Here is a 17,582-nt window from a genome sequence, read left to right on the forward strand (position 1 = left end):
CCGCGACCCCCGGCGTGACAGGCCGGTATTCTAACCGACTGAACTACCACTCCTTGTCGGCTTGCTCGACCAGCTAGAGACTGGCTTTGCGATTGAGCTTCTGGTTAAGCTCTTGTTTTGGCGTCCCCTAGGGGATTCGAACCCCTGTACTCACCGTGAAAGGGTGATGTCCTAGGCCTCTAGACGAAGGGGACAGAAACTGTTTTGCAACGTTTTCTGTCTTACGCTGCGAAGTCCGCTACTATAACGAACTTTTTAGCGTTTTGGAAGCTTCTTTTCAAATTTATTTTTGAATCGAATCTTCCGGCATTTTGGTGGAGCTAAGCGGGATCGAACCGCTGACCTCTTGCATGCCATGCAAGCGCTCTCCCAGCTGAGCTATAGCCCCAAGTTACTGCTTTTTACCGCGTTTTCGCTTCGTGTTGCAGCGAAAACAAGAGTATAGGGGAAGTGTTCAGCGCTTGGCAATACCCTTTCGAAAAATTTTTTGCGCGGCCGGCATCACGCGGCCAGGCGGCGCAGAACGACATCGCGACCGAACAGTTCGAGCACGGCGTCGATGGACGGCGTCTGCAGTTGCCCCGCCACCAGCAGGCGCACCGGCATGGCCAGCTTGGGCATCTTCCAGCCGTGTGCGGCAAGGACGTCCTTGAAGGCCGCCCCGATCGCCTCGCGCTTCCACTCAGGCAATGCACCGAGCTTCTCTGCAAGGGCGGCAATGCCCGGGCGGACGTCGCCAGTGAGGTGCTGCGCAGCGAGTTCCGGATCGACGCTCAGGTCGGTGCGGTAGAACAGCAGCGCGGTCTGCGCAACTTCGCGCAGCGTGTTGGCGCGATCCTTCACCAAGGCAATGACGTCGGCCAACACCGGACCACCGTCGACCTTGCCACCGAGCTCTTCGATGAACGGCTTCACGAGGCCGGCCAGGCGCGCGTTGTCGGCCTGCTTGATGTAGTGGTTGTTCAGCCAGGCGAGCTTTTCGGGATTGTATTGAGCGGGCGATTTGCCGAGGTGCTCCAGGTCGAACCATTCGACGAACTGCTCGCGCGAGAAGATCTCGGCGTCGCCGTGGGCCCAGCCGAGACGGGCGAGGTAGTTGACGATGGCTTCCGGCAGGTAGCCCGCATCGCGGTAGCCGGTGACGCTCATGGCGCCATGGCGCTTGCTCATCTTCTCGCCCTGCTCGTTCAGCACGGTCGGCAGGTGCGCGTAGACGGGCGGCGTACCGCCCAGCGCACGCAGGATATTGATCTGGCGCGGGGTGTTGTTGACGTGGTCGTCGCCGCGGATGACGTGCGTGATCTGCATGTCCATGTCGTCCACGACCACGCAGAAGTTGTACGTGGGCGTGCCATCGGGGCGCGCGATGACGAGGTCGTCCAGCTCGTCGTTGGAGATCTCGATGCGGCCCTTGACGGCGTCATCCCAGACCACGCTGCCGCCGATCGGGTTCTTGAAGCGGATCACCGGCTGCACGCCTGCGGGCGGCGTCGGCAGAACCTTGCCGGGTTCCGGGCGCCACGTGCCGTCGTAGCGCGGCTTCTCACCGCGCGCGCGCTGCGCCTCGCGCAGGGCGTCGAGCTCTTCGGTGCTCATGTAGCACGGATAGGCCATGTCCTGCTCGACCATCTGCGCAATGACCTCGCGGTAGCGATCCATGCGCTGCATCTGGTAGAACGGGCCCTCGTCGATGTCCAGGCCGAGCCAGTCCATCGCTTCGAGGATCACGTCGACGGCTTCCTGCGTGGAGCGTTCCACGTCGGTATCTTCGATGCGGAGGATGAAATCGCCGCGCATCTTGCGGGCAAACGCCCACGGATACAGTGCCGAGCGGATGTTGCCGAGGTGAATGAAACCGGTGGGGCTGGGAGCGAAACGAGTGCGGACGCGCTGGGTCATAGGAATGGCTGAACGAAGAGGGCCACGCAGTCGGATGACAGGCGGCCCTGTAAAACGGAAATTATAGCAACCGCGCCCCGCGCAGCTGCCCGGCCCGCCGCCGAACTTTGGCACAATGGCGGCCGGCTGCAGCGCCCCTGACGCGACTGCGCCGATCTCTCACCGCCCTGACCGTCCCCATGCAACGCCGCTTATTCCTGGGCGCCACCGGCGCCTCCATGCTGTCCGCGTGCACCGTCACCGGCTTTTCCTCGGGCAAGACCGAAACACCGGTCACACCGCCGACGGCCGTGCTGCCGCCCACGGCACAACCCGCAACCGTGCCCGTACGCATCGGGCTGGCACTGGGCGGCGGCGCCGCGCGCGGCTTCGCGCACATCGGCGTCATCAAGATGCTCGAAGCGCAGGGCATCCAGATCGATTTTGTGACCGGCACCAGCGCCGGCAGCGTGGTCGCGGCGCTCTATGCGTCGGGCATGTCGGGGCTTGAGATGAACCGCATGGCGCTCAAGATGGACGAGGCCCTGATCGCCGACTGGGCGCTGCCGTTCGGCACCCGCTTCGGCGGATGGCTCAAGGGAGAAGCGCTGGAGAAGTACGTCAACCGCCTGGTCAAGCAGAAGGCCATCGAACAGATGCGCACGCCGCTGGGCATCGTTGCGACGGATCTGGCCAGCGGCAAGCCGATCCTCTTTCGGCGCGGCAATACCGGCCAGGCCGTACGCGCGTCGTGCAGCATCCCGGGCGTGTTTCAGCCCGTGACCATCGGCGGACGGCAATACGTGGACGGCGGGCTCGTCGCCCCGGTGCCCGTGACGTACGTCAAGCAGATGGGCGCAACGTTCGTGATCGCGGTGAACATCTCGGCGGACCCGTCCAGCCAGGCTGTATCCGGCCAGGCCAGCATGCTGCTGCAGACCACCGCCATCATGGGCCAGAGCATCAACAAGGCCGAACTCGCACAGGCGGATGTGGTGATCACTCCATCGCTGCCGTTCGTGAAAGGCAGCGACTTTGCCGCACGCAACGAGGCCATCCTCGCGGGCGAGCAAGCCGCGCAGGCCGCCATGCCGCTGCTGCGCGAAAAGCTGCACCTCACGCAGACGACCGCGGCCTCTCCGTCGTCGCCGCATTGAGCCCACCCGCGGCGGGCAACAAAAAAGACCGCCTCGGCGGTCTTTTTTCTTCGACACGTGCCAGATCAGCCACCGTACATGGCCAGCGGCTTGCCAGCGGCGTTCGGATCGATGCGCTTGAGCTGCTCGACAAAGTTGTCCGCACCATCCTTGATGGAGCTCGCGTTGCCATCGATACGGCGCGCACCGTTGTAGCGCGTCACCCAGTACGAGGCCGTCATGTCATCAACGCGGATCTTGCTGCCGGTGGACGGCGCATGCACGAACTTGTTGTCACCGATGTAGATGCCGACGTGCGAGAAGGTGTGGCGCATGGTGTTGAAGAACACCAGATCGCCGGGGCGCAACTCGGCCATGTCGACACTGGTGCCGACGCGGCTCATCTCAACAGCGCGGCGTGGCAGCAGGAAACCGAAGGTGTCGTTGAAGACGTAGCGGACAAAGCCGCTGCAGTCGAGGCCCGATTCAGGCGTGTTGCCGCCGAAGCGATAACGCAGGCCGATCATGCCCAGCGCGTTCATGACGACGTCGCCGGTTTTGCTCATCACGTTGGAGATGAGGCCGGGCTTGGCATCGGACTTGGCGTCGGCGTGAACTTCCGTGTCCTTGAAGACCGTATCAGCCTGTACTGCATTCGACACGATCACGCCGCAGCCGATCACAACCCCTACCGCCAGGCGCGCCATGGAATGAAGTACGAAGTGCTGCATTGGTTCTCCCTCGGAAACTCGTTATGGTCGGCCACACATACGCCAACCGAAATGAGAACAGTCCGAATCCTGTTAAAAACAATCTCGCAGGATGATAAAAGTGACACTTTGACTTGTCAAAGGTCGTTACAAATTTCCCTGAATCCATAGACGAATCAGGTACTTACACATGACTTTCGATGCGCATTCTTACAAATAGGACGCCCCAAAACTGCACCGCTTTTGGGAGCGGACGGCCGTCCTTACGGGTTATCCCGAGCAGGAATGAGTGACGCGGCGGCCATGAGTTTGCAGGTATACGGATGCGAAGGTGACGCCAGAACCGCCTCCGTGTCGCCCTCTTCGACCACTTTTCCGTCCTTCATCACGATCACGCGATGTGACATCGCCCGGATCACGGCCAGGTCATGGCTGATGAAGAGATACGACAAGTTGTACTTTTTCTGAAGGGCGGACAGCAGCGAAAGCACCTGCTGCTGGATGGAGACATCGAGTGCGGAAGTCGGCTCATCGAGCACCAGTACCTGCGGCTTGAGGATCAGCACACGCGCGATAGCAATGCGCTGGCGCTGGCCGCCCGAGAATTCGTGTGGATACCGCCCGAGCGCCGTGCGGTCCAGGCCGACTTCCCGCAGGGCTTCGATCACGCGATGCCGACGGTCGGCGGCGTTGATATGCGGCTGATGCAGCGCGAGGCCCTCCCCCACGATCTCCTCGATCGTCATGCGCGGCGACAGCGAGCCATACGGATCCTGGAACACGACCTGCATGCGTGCACGGACGGCGCGGCGTTCATCGCGCGAAATGCGCAGCACCGAGTTGCCGAGGAAACGCAGATCGCCGCCCTTCGGCGCCTGCAGCCCGAGCAGCGTCTGGGCAAGCGTGGTCTTGCCCGAGCCGGATTCGCCCACGATGCCAAGCGTCTCGCCTTCGCGCAGCTGCAGCGACACCGCATCGACCGCGGTAAATGGGTCGGAGCGGAACCACCCGGCAAAGCCCGGTCGATGGCGTTCGTACGTGACCGTGAGCCTGTCGGCTTCGAGCAGGACCGGGGCAAGCGGCACCAGGGGCAGCACGTCGCGTTGCGGGCGGCTCTCGAGCAGGCGCACCGTGTAGGGATGCTGGGGCGCGCTGAACACGTCGGCCGTATTGCCGCTCTCGACGAGCACGCCGCGCTCCATCACCCCGACGCGCTCGGCAAAGGCGCGCACCATGTTGAGGTCGTGCGTGATCAGCATGATCGCCATGCCGAACTCGGCTTGCAGTTCGCGCAGCAATTGCAGGATCTGCATGCGCACAGTGACGTCCAGCGCGGTGGTCGGTTCGTCGGCCAGCAGCAGCTTGGGCGAGCATGCCAGCGCCATGGCGATCATCGCGCGCTGGCGCTGCCCGCCCGAGAGCTGGTGCGGAAACGCGTCGAAGCGGCGTGGCGCCTCGGTAATCCCGGTGCGCTCGAGCAGCGCAATCGCGCGGGCCTTGGCAGCGCGCTTGTCCAGGCCTTCGTGCAGTTCCAGCGTTTCGACGATCTGGTTGCCGATCGTGTACAGGGGGTTGAGCGCCGTCATGGGCTCCTGGAAGACCATGGCGACGTCGGCGCCGCGCAGGCCGCGCATCTCGCGCTCGCTGGCGGCGAGCAGGTCTCGACCCTCGAACAGGATGCGCCCGCTGTAGTGCGCATCGGCCAGCAGCCGCATGATCGACAGGGCGGTAACGGACTTGCCCGAGCCGGATTCCCCAACCAAGGCAAACCGCTCGCCCGCCTGCAGGTCGAGCGAAACGTGCTTGACGGCCTCAGTCGTCTCGCCGTGCTCGGATTCGAAGCGCACGCACAGATCGTCCAGCCGCAGCAGCGGGCCGTCGTACCGCGGCGCGGGGGAGCGCAGATCAACGCGGCTCATTTCACCCCCGCCGGCTTTTGGCGCGCACGCAGGTGCGCGAATGACAGGCGCGTGTCGAACGCATCGCGCAGCGCGTCGCCCATGAACGTCAGCAGCACGAGGGTTAGCACGAGCACCACGAAGGTCGACAGCGAGATCCACCACGCATCGAGGTTGGCCTTGCCTTGGGCGAGCAGTTCGCCGAGGCTCGGCGTCGACGGTGGCACGCCCAGGCCGAGAAAATCAAGGCTCGTGAGGGCGAGGATGGCCGCGCTCATGCGGAACGGCAGAAAGGTGATCACCGGCGTGAGGCTGTTGGGCATGATGTGGCGCCACATGATCTGCCAGTTGGACAGGCCCATGGCCCGCGCCGCCTTCACATAGTCCAGCGAGCGGTTGCGATAGAACTCGGCGCGCACGTAGTCCGACAAGCTCATCCAGCCGAACAACGACAGCAGGATGATCAGCAGGCCGAGGCTCGGTGTGAAGATCGACGCGAAGATGATCAAGAGGTACAGCTCTGGCATCGAGCTCCAGATCTCGATCAGACGTTGCGACACCAGATCGAAGCGCCCACCGAAAAAGCCCATGAGGGCGCCGGTGAGCGTGCCGATCAGCACCCCGAGCAGCGTGAGCGCCAGCCCGAACAGCACCGAGACGCGAAAGCCATAGAGCAGCCGCGCAAACACGTCGCGCCCCCGGTCATCGGTGCCGAGCCAGTTTTCGGCCGACGGCGGCGCCGGATTGGGCTCCTTCGAGAAGTAGTTCAGCGTCTCGTACGAATACGGATTGGGCGGATAGATCGCGAAGCTGCCGGGCTCCTTGAACTTCTCGCGGATGTAAGGATCGAGGTAATCCGTGGGCGTGGGGAAATCTCCGCCGAACGCCGTTTCGGGGTACGTCTTCACGATCGGGAAGTACCACTTGCCGTGGTACCGCACGACCAGCGGCCGGTCATTCGAAATGGCCTCGGCCGCCAGGCTGAGCACGAAGAGCACGACAAAGATGACGAGGCTCCAGTAGCCCAGCCGATGCTGCTTGAAGCGCCGCCATGCACGCTTGAGCGGCGACGGCGAATGGCGCACCGCATGCGGCGCGGCGACGTTGGACGGATGTGCGGAGGTACGCGAATACTGGGTCATGATGCTCTGTCCGCCTAGCGCCCCACCGAGCCGAAATGGATGCGCGGATCGACAAGCACGTAGCAAACGTCCGAGATCAACCGCGCTGCCAGCCCGATCAGCGTAAACAGGTACAGCGTGCCGAGCACCACCGGATAGTCGCGCCGGACCACGGCCTCGTACGACAACAAGCCCATACCGTCGAGCGAGAACAGCTGTTCGATCAGCAGCGACCCCGTGAAGAACGCGCCGATGAACGCGGTCGGAAACCCGGTCACCAACGGCAGCAGTGCGTTGCGGAAAATGTGCTTCCACAGCACACGCCGCTCCGACAGGCCCTTGCTGCGCGCCGTCAGCACGTACTGCTTGCGGATCTCTTCGAGAAATGCGTTCTTCGTCAGCATGGTGATGACGGCAAAGCTGCCCACTACCGACGCCGTCACCGGCAGCGCGATGTGCCACAGGTAGTCCGTCACCTTGCCGAGCAGGCTCAGCTGATCCCAGTTGTCGGACGTGATGCCGCGGATCGGAAACCACTGGAAGAACGTGCCGCCGCCAAACAGCACCAGCAGCAGCACACCGAGCACGAACCCGGGGATGGCATAGCCGACCAGCACGACGATGCTGGTCACGAGGTCAAACCGGCTGCCCGCCCGGACCGCCTTCGCAATGCCGAGCGGCACCGCGATCAGGTAGGTGAGAAAGAAGGTCCACAGGCCGATCGATATCGATACCGGCAGCTTGGATTTGATCAACTCCCACACGCTGCGGTGCTGGAAGTAGCTCTCGCCCAGGTCGAATCGCGCAAAGCGCCCGAGCATCAGGAAGTAACGCTCCACGGGGCTCTTGTCGAAGCCGTACAGCGCCCGGATTTCCTTGATCTTCTCGGCGTCCACGCCACGCCGGCCGCGATAATCGAACGCGCCGCCGCCGCTGGCCTCGCTGCCGCCGCCGCGCGCTTTCATCTCCATCATCATCTGCTCGACGGGGCCGCCGGGCACGAACTGGATCACCACGAATGTGAGCGTGATCACCCCGATCAACGTCGGGATCAAAAGCAGCAGCCGTTTGATCAGGTAGGCAAACATGGCGTCACCGATGGGGTGATTGGGAGGCTTCCGGCTTGCGCCACCAGGCCGTCAGCACCCAGGTTTCCGCCGAGTAGTAGTACGGCAGGCGCTCCGGATACATCAGGTTCTTGTTGTAGGCCACGCGGTGCGATGCCGAATACCAGTGCGGAATCACATAAGACCCATGCATCAGCACACGGTCGAGCGCGCGCGAGGCGATGACGAGTTCGTCGCGAGTCTGTGCGCGCAGCACGTCGTCGATCAAGGCATCCACCGCCGGCGATTTGAGGCCGATCACGTTGTCGGAGCCTTGCTCGTCCGCCGCCGCGGAACCGAACCGGTCCTTCAGCTCATTGCCCGGGCTCTGTGAGTCGGGAAAGCGCAGCGAGATCATGTCGAAATCGAACTCTTCGAGCCGCTTCTGGTAGAGGGCAAAGTCGGTCATGCGCTGGTTGACCTGGATGCCGAGCTTTTCGAGATTGCGCGCGTAGGCTGCCATCACGCGGCTCATGGCGCCACCGTCGTCCAGCATCTCGAAGACGAAGGGCTCGCCCTTGGCGTTGCGCAACGCGCCGTCGGTATATGTCCAGCCCGCCTGGGCCAGCAGGCGGCGCGCCTGGCGCAGGTTGTCGCGCAATGAGCGTGGGGGGTCGGTGGAGGGCGGCGGCGAGAGCACGCCAAACACCTCGGGTTCGAGCTTGCTGCGCAGCGGTTCCAGCAGTGCGAGCTCGCCCTTGCCGGGCATGCCCGTGATCGAATCCGAGGCCGCGAGCTCGCTGTTGGCGAAGTAGCTGTCCAGCCGTCGATATGCGCCGTAGAACAGCTGCCGGTTGAGCCACTCGAAGTCGAGCGCAAGCCCTAGCGCCTGGCGCACCCGCAGATCCTGGAATAGCGGCCGACGCAGGTTCATCACGAACCCCTGCATGCCGGCGCCATTGCGGTGCGGGAACTCGCTCTTGATCAGCTCGCCGTTGCGGAACTTCACGCCGACGTAGCTCTTGGCCCAGTTCTTGGCACGGTATTCGACCATGGCGTCGTATTCACCGGCCTTGAACGCTTCGAGGCGGGCGGTCTCGTCCTTGTACAGCTTGTACTGGATGCGCTCGAAGTTGAACGAGCCGCGACGTACGTTCAGGTCGCGGCCCCAGTAGTTCGGGTTGCGCCGGAATGTGATGCCGCGCGACGGATCGAATCGCTCGATCACGTACGGCCCGCTTGCAATGGGGTCCTGGAAGGTCAGCTTGTCGAACGGGACATCCTTGCCGCCATCCGGGTCCTCCGCCTTGCCGCTGCCCTTGCCCCATTTGGGCGAGAACACCGGCAAGCCGCCTACGATGAGCGGCAGCTCCTTGTTCTTGCGCTTGAACTCATAGCGGATGGTGGCGGCATCGACGACCGTCACCTTCGATACGTCGGCCGTCATGCTGCGGTAGGCGGGGCTCGCGCCCTTGCCCATCAACATGTCGTAGGAGTACTTGACGTCGGACGCGCGTACCGGGTCGCCGTTGGAGAACCGCGCCTTCGGGTTGAGATGGAACGTCACCGACAGCTCGTCCGGCGCGACGTTGACGTCGTCGGCGAGCAGGCCATAGCCGCTGGCCGTCTCGTCCCAGCTTGAAATGAGCAGGCTTTCGAACACCAGCTGGTTCAGGCCCGGCGCGGACGTCCCCTTGATCGTGAACGGATTGAACTTGTCAAAACTCGTGCGCCGGTCGGGGTTACCCAGCAGCAGCATCCCGCCAATGGGTGCCTTCGGATTCAGATAGGCGAAGTTCGAAAAGCCGGCCGGATATTTCAGGTCGCCGTATTCCGCATAACCGTGTGCCGCCCAGGTTGGCGCCGCGCATGTGGCCGCCAGCAGGCAAGCCAGTGCCATCCATCGTGTGTGTGCCGCAGCGCGCACGCTCATTGCGCCCCTTGCCCCCGTTGTCCTTGCATGCGTTGATCCGATTGATCGGTGTGTAAAACAGTGTTTTGGACGATTCTAACGCCCTGCCGAGGCAATCCCGTCAAATCGGCCGGCAGGATCGTCCCGCATTGACAAGGCGGGCACAGCGTATGCACTACCGCGCAAAAGCGCAGCGGTACGGAGCTTTCCGGTATGATCGCGCCGACCCAATCACGTCGCGCCCGCAATCACGCCCGCTCCATGCCGCCGTGGCGTATCGGCGCGACGTTGCCCCACATCTGCACGGAGAAACCATGGGATTCCTCGCTGGCAAGCGCATTCTGATCACCGGCCTTCTGTCCAACCGCTCGATCGCCTACGGCATCGCCAACGCCTGCAAGCGCGAAGGCGCCGAACTGGCCTTCACCTACGTCGGTGAGCGCTTCAAAGACCGCATTACCGAATTCGCCAACGAGTTCGGCAGCAAACTGGTGTACGACTGCGACGTCGGTAGCGACGAGCAGATCGCCAAGGTGTTCGAAGACCTCGGCAAGCACTGGGGCCACTTTGACGGCCTCGTACATTCGATCGGCTTTGCGCCGCGCGAAGCGATTGCCGGCGACTTCCTCGACGGCCTGTCGCGTGAGTCGTTCCGTATCGCGCACGACATCTCGGCGTACAGCTTTCCGGCGCTGGCCAAGGCCGCACTGCCGATGCTGTCGCCCAATGCGTCTCTGCTCGCCCTGACCTACCTGGGCGCCGAGCGCGTGGTCCCGAACTACAACACGATGGGGCTGGCAAAGGCATCGCTGGAGGCCGGCGTGCGCTATCTGGCCAATTCTCTGGGGCCGAAGGGCATCCGCGCCAACGGCATTTCGGCCGGCCCGATCAAGACGCTCGCGGCGTCTGGCATCAAGGATTTCGGCAAGCTGCTCAAGTACATGGAAGACGTCGCACCGCTGCGCCGCAACGTCACCATTGAAGAAGTCGGCAACGTGGCCGCTTTCCTGCTCTCCGATCTGTCCAGCGGCGTGACGGGCGAGATCACCTACGTCGACTGCGGCTTCAACGTGACCGCCGGTGTGCCGGAGAGCGTCGGCCAGGGCTGACGCTGAACGGGCGTGCGGCCCACCTCCGTGTCACCGCACGTGAACGCACGAGCCAACGGGACCCAATCGGGTCCCGTTTTTCGTGGATGGCGACAGCCCTCTCCCGTACATAGCCGCACGTCCTCCGGGGCCAAGCCCCTCTCCCCTCTGCCCTCTGCCATCCGCGCAACGTCACCACGTCTCCCAACCGGGCAAATCGCTCCTGATACCGGAGGCGCTCGGCATGACCCATCGCACTGCGCTGCCGCCAGGCTCCGTTGCTCACGTATCGCGGTGGGTATGGGCAACGCTGAACGCGGCTGTCACCCGCCCGTGCAAACGTCGCCCACTGCATGCAGCCCCGGCGTCATGCCCTGCCTCGTGCCAAGCAGGAAACGGCCGGCGAATATGGTGGCTTGCTCGTAGGGCGCGCGCCAAAAAGAAAACCCCGGAAGACCGCGATCTTCCGGGGTTGTTCCGCCATTGCTGGCGGAGACGGAGGGATTCGAACCCTCGATCCAGGTTTTGGCCCGGATGCTCCCTTAGCAGGGGAGTGCCTTCGACCTCTCGGCCACGTCTCCCAAACTGTCCGTCGCACGAAGGAGCCCGCGCGACGAAGCGCGTATTCTAGCCACTTCACCCCACCCGGTCAACGACAACTGCATGACAGCGGTGGGGAGCAGCAGCTCCGGGTCGCCACCCGGCAATGCTCAGGCGATTACGCCTGGTCCAGCTCGAACGCCTTGTGCAGCGCGCGCACGGCCAACTCCATGTACTTCTCGTCGATCAGCACCGAGATCTTGATCTCCGAAGTCGAGATCATCTGGATGTTGATGCCCTCTTCCGACAGCGTGCGGAACATCTTGCTGGCGATGCCCACGTGCGAGCGCATGCCCACGCCCACCACCGACACCTTCGACACCTTCGGGTCGCCGGACACGCTCGCCGCGCCAATGTGGCCTTTCACGCTGTCGTTCAGGATCGCCAGGGCGCGCTGGTATTCGCCGCGCGGCACGGTGAAGGTGAAGTCCGTCTTGCCTTCCACCGACTGGTTCTGGATGATCATGTCGACGTCGATGTTGGCGTCGGCGACCGGACCCAGGATTTGATAAGCGATGCCGGGCTTGTCCGGCACACCGATCACGGTGATCTTGGCTTCGTCGCGGGCAAAGGCGATGCCGGAAATGGCGGCGGCTTCCATGTTCGAATCTTCCTCAAAAGTAATCAGCGTGCCCGAGTTCATCTCGACGTCGAGCGGCATCAGCGGGTCGGTCAGCGACGACAGCACGCGCGTCTTCACGCGGTACTTGCCGGCAAACTCCACCGAGCGAATCTGCAGCACCTTCGAGCCCAGGCTGGCCATTTCCAGCATCTCCTCGAAGGTGATCTTGTCCAGCCGGCGAGCGTCGTCCACCACGCGCGGATCAGTGGTGTAGACACCGTCGACGTCGGTGTAGATCAGGCATTCCTCGGCTTCGAGCGCGGCGGCGACCGCCACGGCGGAGGTGTCCGAGCCACCGCGGCCGAGGGTGGTGATGTGGCCTTCGCTGTCGATGCCCTGGAAGCCGGTGATGACGACCACGCGGCCGGCATCGAGATCGGCGCGCACGCGCTGGTCGTCGATCGACTGGATGCGGGCCTTGGTGTAGGCCGAGTCGGTCCTGACCGGCACTTGCCAGCCGGTATAGCTGCGGGCGTCAATGCCTTCGGCATGCAGCGCGATGGCCAGCAGGCCCACGCTCACCTGCTCGCCCGTGGAGGCAATCATGTCCAGTTCACGCGGGTCGGGCTGGGCCGAAATCTCTTTGGCCAGACCCAGCAGGCGGTTGGTTTCGCCGGACATGGCCGACGGAACGACCACGATCTGGTGACCGGCACGATGCCATTTGGCAACGCGCTTGGCGACGTTCTTGATGCGTTCAACTGAACCCATCGAGGTGCCGCCGTATTTGTGAACGATGAGAGCCATCTTGGGAAGATCGAGAGGAGGCGGTGCGGTGCAAAAGCTTTTGAAAATACAGCAAACTGCATTGATCGGCAAGCAAATCGCGCGAAGCGATGTGTCCTATCCCCCACGTAGGCCTGCCGGCAGCCAGGCAATGTCCCACGCGGCACCCCGCTCCACGAGCGAGCGGTCGATGCCCAGACCCGCGGCGAAGACCAGCGTGTCGCCCGCGTACAGCAGCGGCAGCTTCGCCCGCTGCCAGGCGGGGATTCCCGCTTCCTGATAGGCCTGCTTCAGGGCGCGCGTAGGGCCGCCTGTGCGCAGCACGATGCGCTCGCCCCCTCGGCGCGGCACGAGTGAGAGCGGTCCCCGCAACGCGTGCGTCGGAATGCCGTTCGACACGGGCGAGAAAACGAGCACCCCCTTCCACGCCGCCACATCGACACGCTGCTCGGTACGCCGCGTCCCATCAAAGGGGATGACCTCGCCGGCAGCCTGTCGCGCGGGATCGGCCTCGGCGCGTTCCATCCATGCCATCCCGCGGTAGCGCCTGACGCAGCGCCCGGCCGGCAGGTTGACGCACAGCGCGCCATCCTGGCGGGCCTCGACCAGTTGTGTGCGCAGATCGTCCAGCCGGCGCGCGGACAGAGCCCGCATGCCTTCCGACCCGAGCCACAGCCGCAGGGCCGCACGCTGGCGCGCGCGCGACAGCGCGGCCAGTCCTGCGATGCTGAGACCGTTCGCGGAAACGATCTGCGCGAGATCCGCCCGTGCGACTTCATCGACGAGCTCAGCCGCATGCGCGAGGTGCGCCGCGCTGCGCGCCAGTGCTTCGCGATACCCGGGAAAATGCGCGGCCATTCCCTTGAGCAGCGGCCGCAATGCATTGCGCGCGTAGCGCGTGTCATCGTTCGAGGGGTCGTCAACCCAAGTCAGCGAACGCGCGTGTGCATAGCGCTCGATCTCGCTGCGCGGCACATCGATCCAGGGGCGCAACAGCGGGAATGCGCCGGGGCGCACCATCGGCATGGCGGCGAGCCCGTCCAGGCCCGCACCGCGCATCAGCTGCAGCAGGACGGTTTCCGCCTGATCGTCCAGGTGGTGCGCCGTCAACAGAAGCGACGCGCCGGTCTCGGTGCAAAGCGTTTCCAATGCGGCATAGCGGGCCTCGCGCGCGGCTTCCTCGACGCCCTGTCCTGCACTGGCGCAGACATGGACGCGGCGCGCGTGGAACTCGACGGCGACGGCTTCGGCCATGCGGGAACAGGCGCGCTCCCAGGCGTGGGCATCGGCCTGCAGGCCGTGATTGACATGCAGCGCAACGAGCCGTACGTGCGCCCCTGCATCGCGCCACGCCGCGCACGCGTGCAGCAGCGCGGCGGAATCGCGCCCGCCCGACAGCGCAATGGCCACGGTCGGCACGCCGCCAGAAACGACAAAGGCCGCACACGCGGCAACGCGTTGTGCGACCTTGTCGACCAGCAGCGCAGACGAATCAGCGACCGTCGGTTTCCTTGAACTTGCCATAGGCCATCAGCCGTTCGTGGCGACGCGCCTGCAGTTCCGACGTCTTCATGCCCTGGAACTGGCGCAGCGACTCGGCCAGCGCGCGCTTGAGCATGGCGGCCATGGCCTTCGGATCGCGGTGGGCGCCACCCAGCGGCTCGTTGACGATCTTGTCGATCAGGCCCAGCGCCTTCAGGCGGTGCGCGGTCAGGCCCAGTGCCTCGGCGGCTTCGGGCGCCTTCTCGGCCGTCTTCCACAAGATCGACGCGCAGCCTTCCGGCGAGATCACGGCGTACGTCGCGAACTGCAGCATCAGGACCGCGTCGCCCATGGCGATGGCCAGCGCCCCGCCCGAGCCGCCCTCGCCGATGATGGTGGCGATCAGCGGCACCTTCAGGCCGGCCATCACGAACAGGTTGTGACCGATGGCTTCGGATTGGCCGCGCTCTTCTGCATCGATACCCGGGAAGGCGCCCGGCGTATCGACGAAGGTGAAGATCGGCAGGCCGAACTTGTCGGCCAGTTCCATCAGGCGCTTGGCCTTGCGATAGCCCTCGGGCTTGGACATGCCGAAGTTGCGCAGCGCGCGCTCCTTCGTGTCGCGGCCCTTCTGGTGGCCGATGACCATGCAAGCCTGGCCGTTGAAGCGCGCCAGACCGCCCACGATGGATAGGTCGTCCGCAAACGTGCGGTCGCCGTGCAACTCGTGGAAGTCGGTGAAGATCTCGCGGACGTAGTCCAGCGTGTAAGGACGCTGCGGGTGCCGGGCGATCTGTGCGACCTGCCAGGGCGTCAGGTTGGCGTACAGATCCTTGGTGAGCTGCTGGCTCTTTGCGGCCAGGCGGGAGATTTCTTCAGAAATATCGACAGCGGAATCGTCTTGAACGAAACGAAGTTCTTCGATCTTCGCCTCAAGTTCTGCGATCGGCTGCTCGAACTCCAGGAAGGTTGTTTTCATGGATCTTCTGAAAGGCTCTTGAAGGCGCGCATTCTACCGGATTTTGGCCGCCCGGCGATGCGCGCCGTTTCATTGAAGTTGACAGCTCAATACGTGGTGGCCGTATCGAGGCTGCGCCACATGTACCACGTCGCCACGGTGCGCCACGGCTCCCAGTTGGCGGCCACTTCGCGCGCCTCACTGCGAGTGACGGGTTCGCCACTGAAATAGTTCTGTGAGATCGCGTTGATCAGCCCGATGTCGTCCAGCGGGAGCACGTTCGGGCGCATCAGGTTGAACATGAGGAACATCTCGGCTGTCCAGCGGCCGATGCCGCGAATCTGGGTCAGCTCGGCGATGACGTCCTCGTCGTCCATCTCCGCCCACTTGGCCACGTGCACCGTACCGTTGCGGAAGTGCTCGGCCAGATCGAGGATGTACTCGGCCTTGCGCTTGGACAAGCCGCAGGCCGCGAGTTTCTCCTGCCCGGCCCGCAGGAACTGTGCAGGCACGAGTTTCGGGCACGCCATCACCACGCGCTCCCACACCGATTGCGCCGCCTTGACTGAAATCTGCTGGCCCACGATCGATCGGGCAAGCGTGACGAATGGATCGCCGCGCGATGCGAGGTGCGCCGGCCCGTACGTCGGGATGATCTTGCGCAGGATGCGGTCGCGCTTCATCAGGTCGGCGCACGCCTCTTGCCAGTACGCGGGTGGGCCCGACAGCACGACCTCGGCCGGCACGGGCACGGTTTCGTTGGTCGCGAGGGTTTCCGGCAGCGGCACCTTGGTTGCAGCGCGCTTGGCAGGACCGGCCTGCGTCACCTTGCCGGCCTTGATGGTCGTGCTTTTGGCGGCAACCGTCTTGCTCGGCGCGCCGTCGATCTTCTTGGCGGAGGCCTTCCGGGGGGCCGCCGTTTTCACGGCAGGCGCCTTCCTGGCGGCCGTGCCGCGCCCTGCGCTGGCTTTCTTGGCCACCGCGTTCATGCGCGTCTCCACTCGGTCACGCCGCCCGGCTTGTCTTCCAGGACGATGCCCGCGGCCAGCAGATCGGCGCGGATCGCGTCGGCGCGGGCAAAGTCTCGTGCGGCCTTGGCGGCGCGGCGCTCTTCGATGCGGGCTTCGACTTCAGCCGCATCCAGGCCATCGGCCGACACGCCGCCTTGCAGGAACGCGTGCGGATCGCGCCCCAGCAAACCCATCACGCCGGCCAGCGCCGCCAACTGAGTGGCCAGCTCAGGGGAGCGCGTCTTGTTGACTTCGCTCGCCAGCTCAAACAGCACCGACACCGCGACCGGCGTGTTGAAGTCATCGTTCATGGCCTCGCGGAAACGCTTGCCGTGCGGCTCGTTCCAGTCGGGCTGCGCATTGGCCGATGCGGGCACGTCCTTGAGCGCTGTATACAAGCGCGTCAATGCGTGACGGGCGTCGTCAAGGTGTGCATCGCTGTAGTTCAGATCGCTGCGATAGTGCGAGCGCAGGATGAAGAAGCGCACCACTTCCGCGTCGTACACCTTCAGCACATCGCGGATGGTGAAGAAGTTGCCCAGCGATTTCGACATCTTCTCGTCATTCACGCGCACGAAGCCGTTGTGCATCCACGTGTTGACGAAGGGCTTGCCGGTCGCGCCCTCGGACTGGGCGATCTCGTTTTCGTGGTGGGGAAACTGCAAGTCGGCGCCGCCACCGTGCAGGTCGAAATGTTCCCCGAGCAGCTCGCAGCTCATCGCCGAGCACTCGATATGCCAGCCGGGGCGGCCCTCGCCCCATGGCGAAGCCCAGCGCGATTCGGCCGGCTCGTCGGCCTTGGCGGACTTCCACAGGACGAAGTCGAGCGGATCCTGCTTGGCATCGTTGGCCGCAACCCGTTCGCCGGCGCGCAGGTCTTCGAGCGACTTGCCCGACAGCTTGCCGTAGCCGGGGAACTTGCGCACGGCGTAGTTCACGTCGCCGTCGGCGGCCTGGTAGGCAAGGCCATTCTGCTGCAGCTTGCCGATCATGCTCAGCATCTGCGGCACGTATTGCGTCGCGCGCGGCTCATGATCGGGGCGCTGCACGCCGAGCGCATCGGCGTCTTCGTGCATCGCCTCGATGAAGCGCGTGGTGAGCGCGCGCATCGTCTCGCCGTTTTCCACCGCGCGCCTGATGATCTTGTCGTCGATGTCGGTGATGTTGCGCACGTAGGTCACCTCGTAACCCGATGCACGCAACCACCGCTGCACCATGTCGAACACCACCATGACCCGCGCATGCCCGACGTGACAGTAGTCGTACACCGTCATCCCGCACACGTACATGCGCACGCGGCCAGGCTCGATGGGGACGAACGTCTGTTTCTCACGCGCAAGCGTGTTGTAGATCTTGAGTGATTCCATGAAGCGGTGTCGGGAGATTCAGCGCGCC

General features: G+C 64.2%; 13 protein-coding genes and 3 tRNA genes. 2 read left to right on the forward strand and 14 right to left on the reverse strand.

The features are described 5' to 3' along the window. Positions 1–118: 118 nt before the first annotated feature. The 3 genes from A6M56_RS04135 to gltX all read right to left on the reverse strand — a co-directional run bounded on the left by A6M56_RS04135 (position 119) and on the right by gltX (position 1,899). Positions 119–194, reverse strand: a tRNA-Glu gene (locus tag A6M56_RS04135). A gap of 118 nt (positions 195–312) precedes the next feature. After that, a tRNA-Ala gene (locus A6M56_RS04140) sits at positions 313–388 on the reverse strand. Between the two features lie 113 nt (positions 389–501). After that, on the reverse strand, positions 502–1,899 hold the full coding sequence (gene gltX, locus A6M56_RS04145; RefSeq protein WP_102079634.1) for a glutamate--tRNA ligase: 1,398 nt from the start codon (positions 1,897–1,899) through the stop codon (positions 502–504). A gap of 179 nt (positions 1,900–2,078) precedes the next feature. Between gltX and A6M56_RS04150 the strand changes: the two genes are divergently transcribed. Beyond that, on the forward strand, positions 2,079–3,035 hold the full coding sequence (locus tag A6M56_RS04150) for a patatin-like phospholipase family protein (RefSeq protein WP_102079633.1): 957 nt from the start codon (positions 2,079–2,081) through the stop codon (positions 3,033–3,035). A 65-nt stretch (positions 3,036–3,100) separates the two neighbouring features. Here the strand turns inward: A6M56_RS04150 and A6M56_RS04155 are convergent, their stop codons facing one another. The 5 genes from A6M56_RS04155 to A6M56_RS04175 form a co-directional block, all read right to left on the reverse strand. Further along, entirely contained in the window at positions 3,101–3,745 is a 645-nt protein-coding gene (locus A6M56_RS04155; RefSeq protein ID WP_045786544.1) for a C40 family peptidase, read from the reverse strand. Positions 3,746–3,987: 242 nt separating this feature from the next. Further along, positions 3,988–5,643 (reverse strand): ABC transporter ATP-binding protein, encoded by a 1,656-nt coding sequence (locus tag A6M56_RS04160; protein WP_045786543.1) that lies wholly within the window; start codon positions 5,641–5,643, stop codon positions 3,988–3,990. Continuing rightward, positions 5,640–6,764: an ABC transporter permease gene (locus tag A6M56_RS04165; protein WP_045786542.1), complete on the reverse strand. Its 1,125-nt coding sequence runs from the start codon at positions 6,762–6,764 to the stop codon at positions 5,640–5,642. The genes A6M56_RS04160 and A6M56_RS04165 overlap by 4 nt, the downstream gene beginning before the upstream one ends. A gap of 14 nt (positions 6,765–6,778) precedes the next feature. After that, complete coding sequence (locus A6M56_RS04170; protein ID WP_062739251.1) at positions 6,779–7,831, reverse strand: microcin C ABC transporter permease YejB; 1,053 nt, start codon at positions 7,829–7,831, stop codon at positions 6,779–6,781. A gap of 4 nt (positions 7,832–7,835) precedes the next feature. Further along, complete coding sequence (locus A6M56_RS04175; protein ID WP_102079632.1) at positions 7,836–9,722, reverse strand: extracellular solute-binding protein; 1,887 nt, start codon at positions 9,720–9,722, stop codon at positions 7,836–7,838. A gap of 293 nt (positions 9,723–10,015) precedes the next feature. On the opposite strand from A6M56_RS04175, the gene fabI reads away from it, so the two are divergent. After that, positions 10,016–10,810 carry an enoyl-ACP reductase FabI gene (gene fabI, locus A6M56_RS04180; RefSeq protein WP_045786539.1) on the forward strand — a complete coding sequence of 265 codons (795 nt, stop codon included), beginning with the start codon at positions 10,016–10,018 and terminating at the stop codon, positions 10,808–10,810. Between the two features lie 466 nt (positions 10,811–11,276). On the opposite strand, the gene A6M56_RS04185 is transcribed toward fabI, so the two are convergent. From A6M56_RS04185 to cysS, 6 genes are all read right to left on the reverse strand, one after another. Further along, positions 11,277–11,370: transfer RNA gene (locus tag A6M56_RS04185), tRNA-Ser, on the reverse strand. 137 nt (positions 11,371–11,507) lie between these two features. Further along, the gene (locus tag A6M56_RS04190; RefSeq protein WP_045786538.1) at positions 11,508–12,758 is read right to left on the reverse strand and encodes an aspartate kinase; all 1,251 of its coding nucleotides are present in this window, start codon (positions 12,756–12,758) and stop codon (positions 11,508–11,510) included. A 96-nt stretch (positions 12,759–12,854) separates the two neighbouring features. After that, positions 12,855–14,261 carry a tRNA lysidine(34) synthetase TilS gene (tilS, locus tag A6M56_RS04195; RefSeq protein WP_102079631.1) on the reverse strand — a complete coding sequence of 469 codons (1,407 nt, stop codon included), beginning with the start codon at positions 14,259–14,261 and terminating at the stop codon, positions 12,855–12,857. Next, on the reverse strand, positions 14,230–15,198 hold the full coding sequence (locus A6M56_RS04200) for an acetyl-CoA carboxylase carboxyltransferase subunit alpha (protein ID WP_045786536.1): 969 nt from the start codon (positions 15,196–15,198) through the stop codon (positions 14,230–14,232). Before A6M56_RS04200 ends, tilS begins: the two co-directional genes overlap by 32 nt. 86 nt (positions 15,199–15,284) lie before the next feature. After that, positions 15,285–16,166, reverse strand: a complete 882-nt coding sequence (locus A6M56_RS04205; protein WP_045786535.1) for a DNA-3-methyladenine glycosylase family protein — start codon at positions 16,164–16,166, stop codon at positions 15,285–15,287. Next, a complete protein-coding gene (cysS, locus tag A6M56_RS04210; protein ID WP_045786534.1) occupies positions 16,163–17,554 on the reverse strand; it encodes a cysteine--tRNA ligase in 1,392 nt (463 codons plus the stop codon). Before cysS ends, A6M56_RS04205 begins: the two co-directional genes overlap by 4 nt. Positions 17,555–17,582: the final 28 nt, after the last annotated feature.

The organism is Ralstonia sp. RL (assembly GCF_001683835.1).
Classification (GTDB): Bacteria; Pseudomonadota; Gammaproteobacteria; order Burkholderiales; family Burkholderiaceae; genus Ralstonia; species Ralstonia mannitolilytica.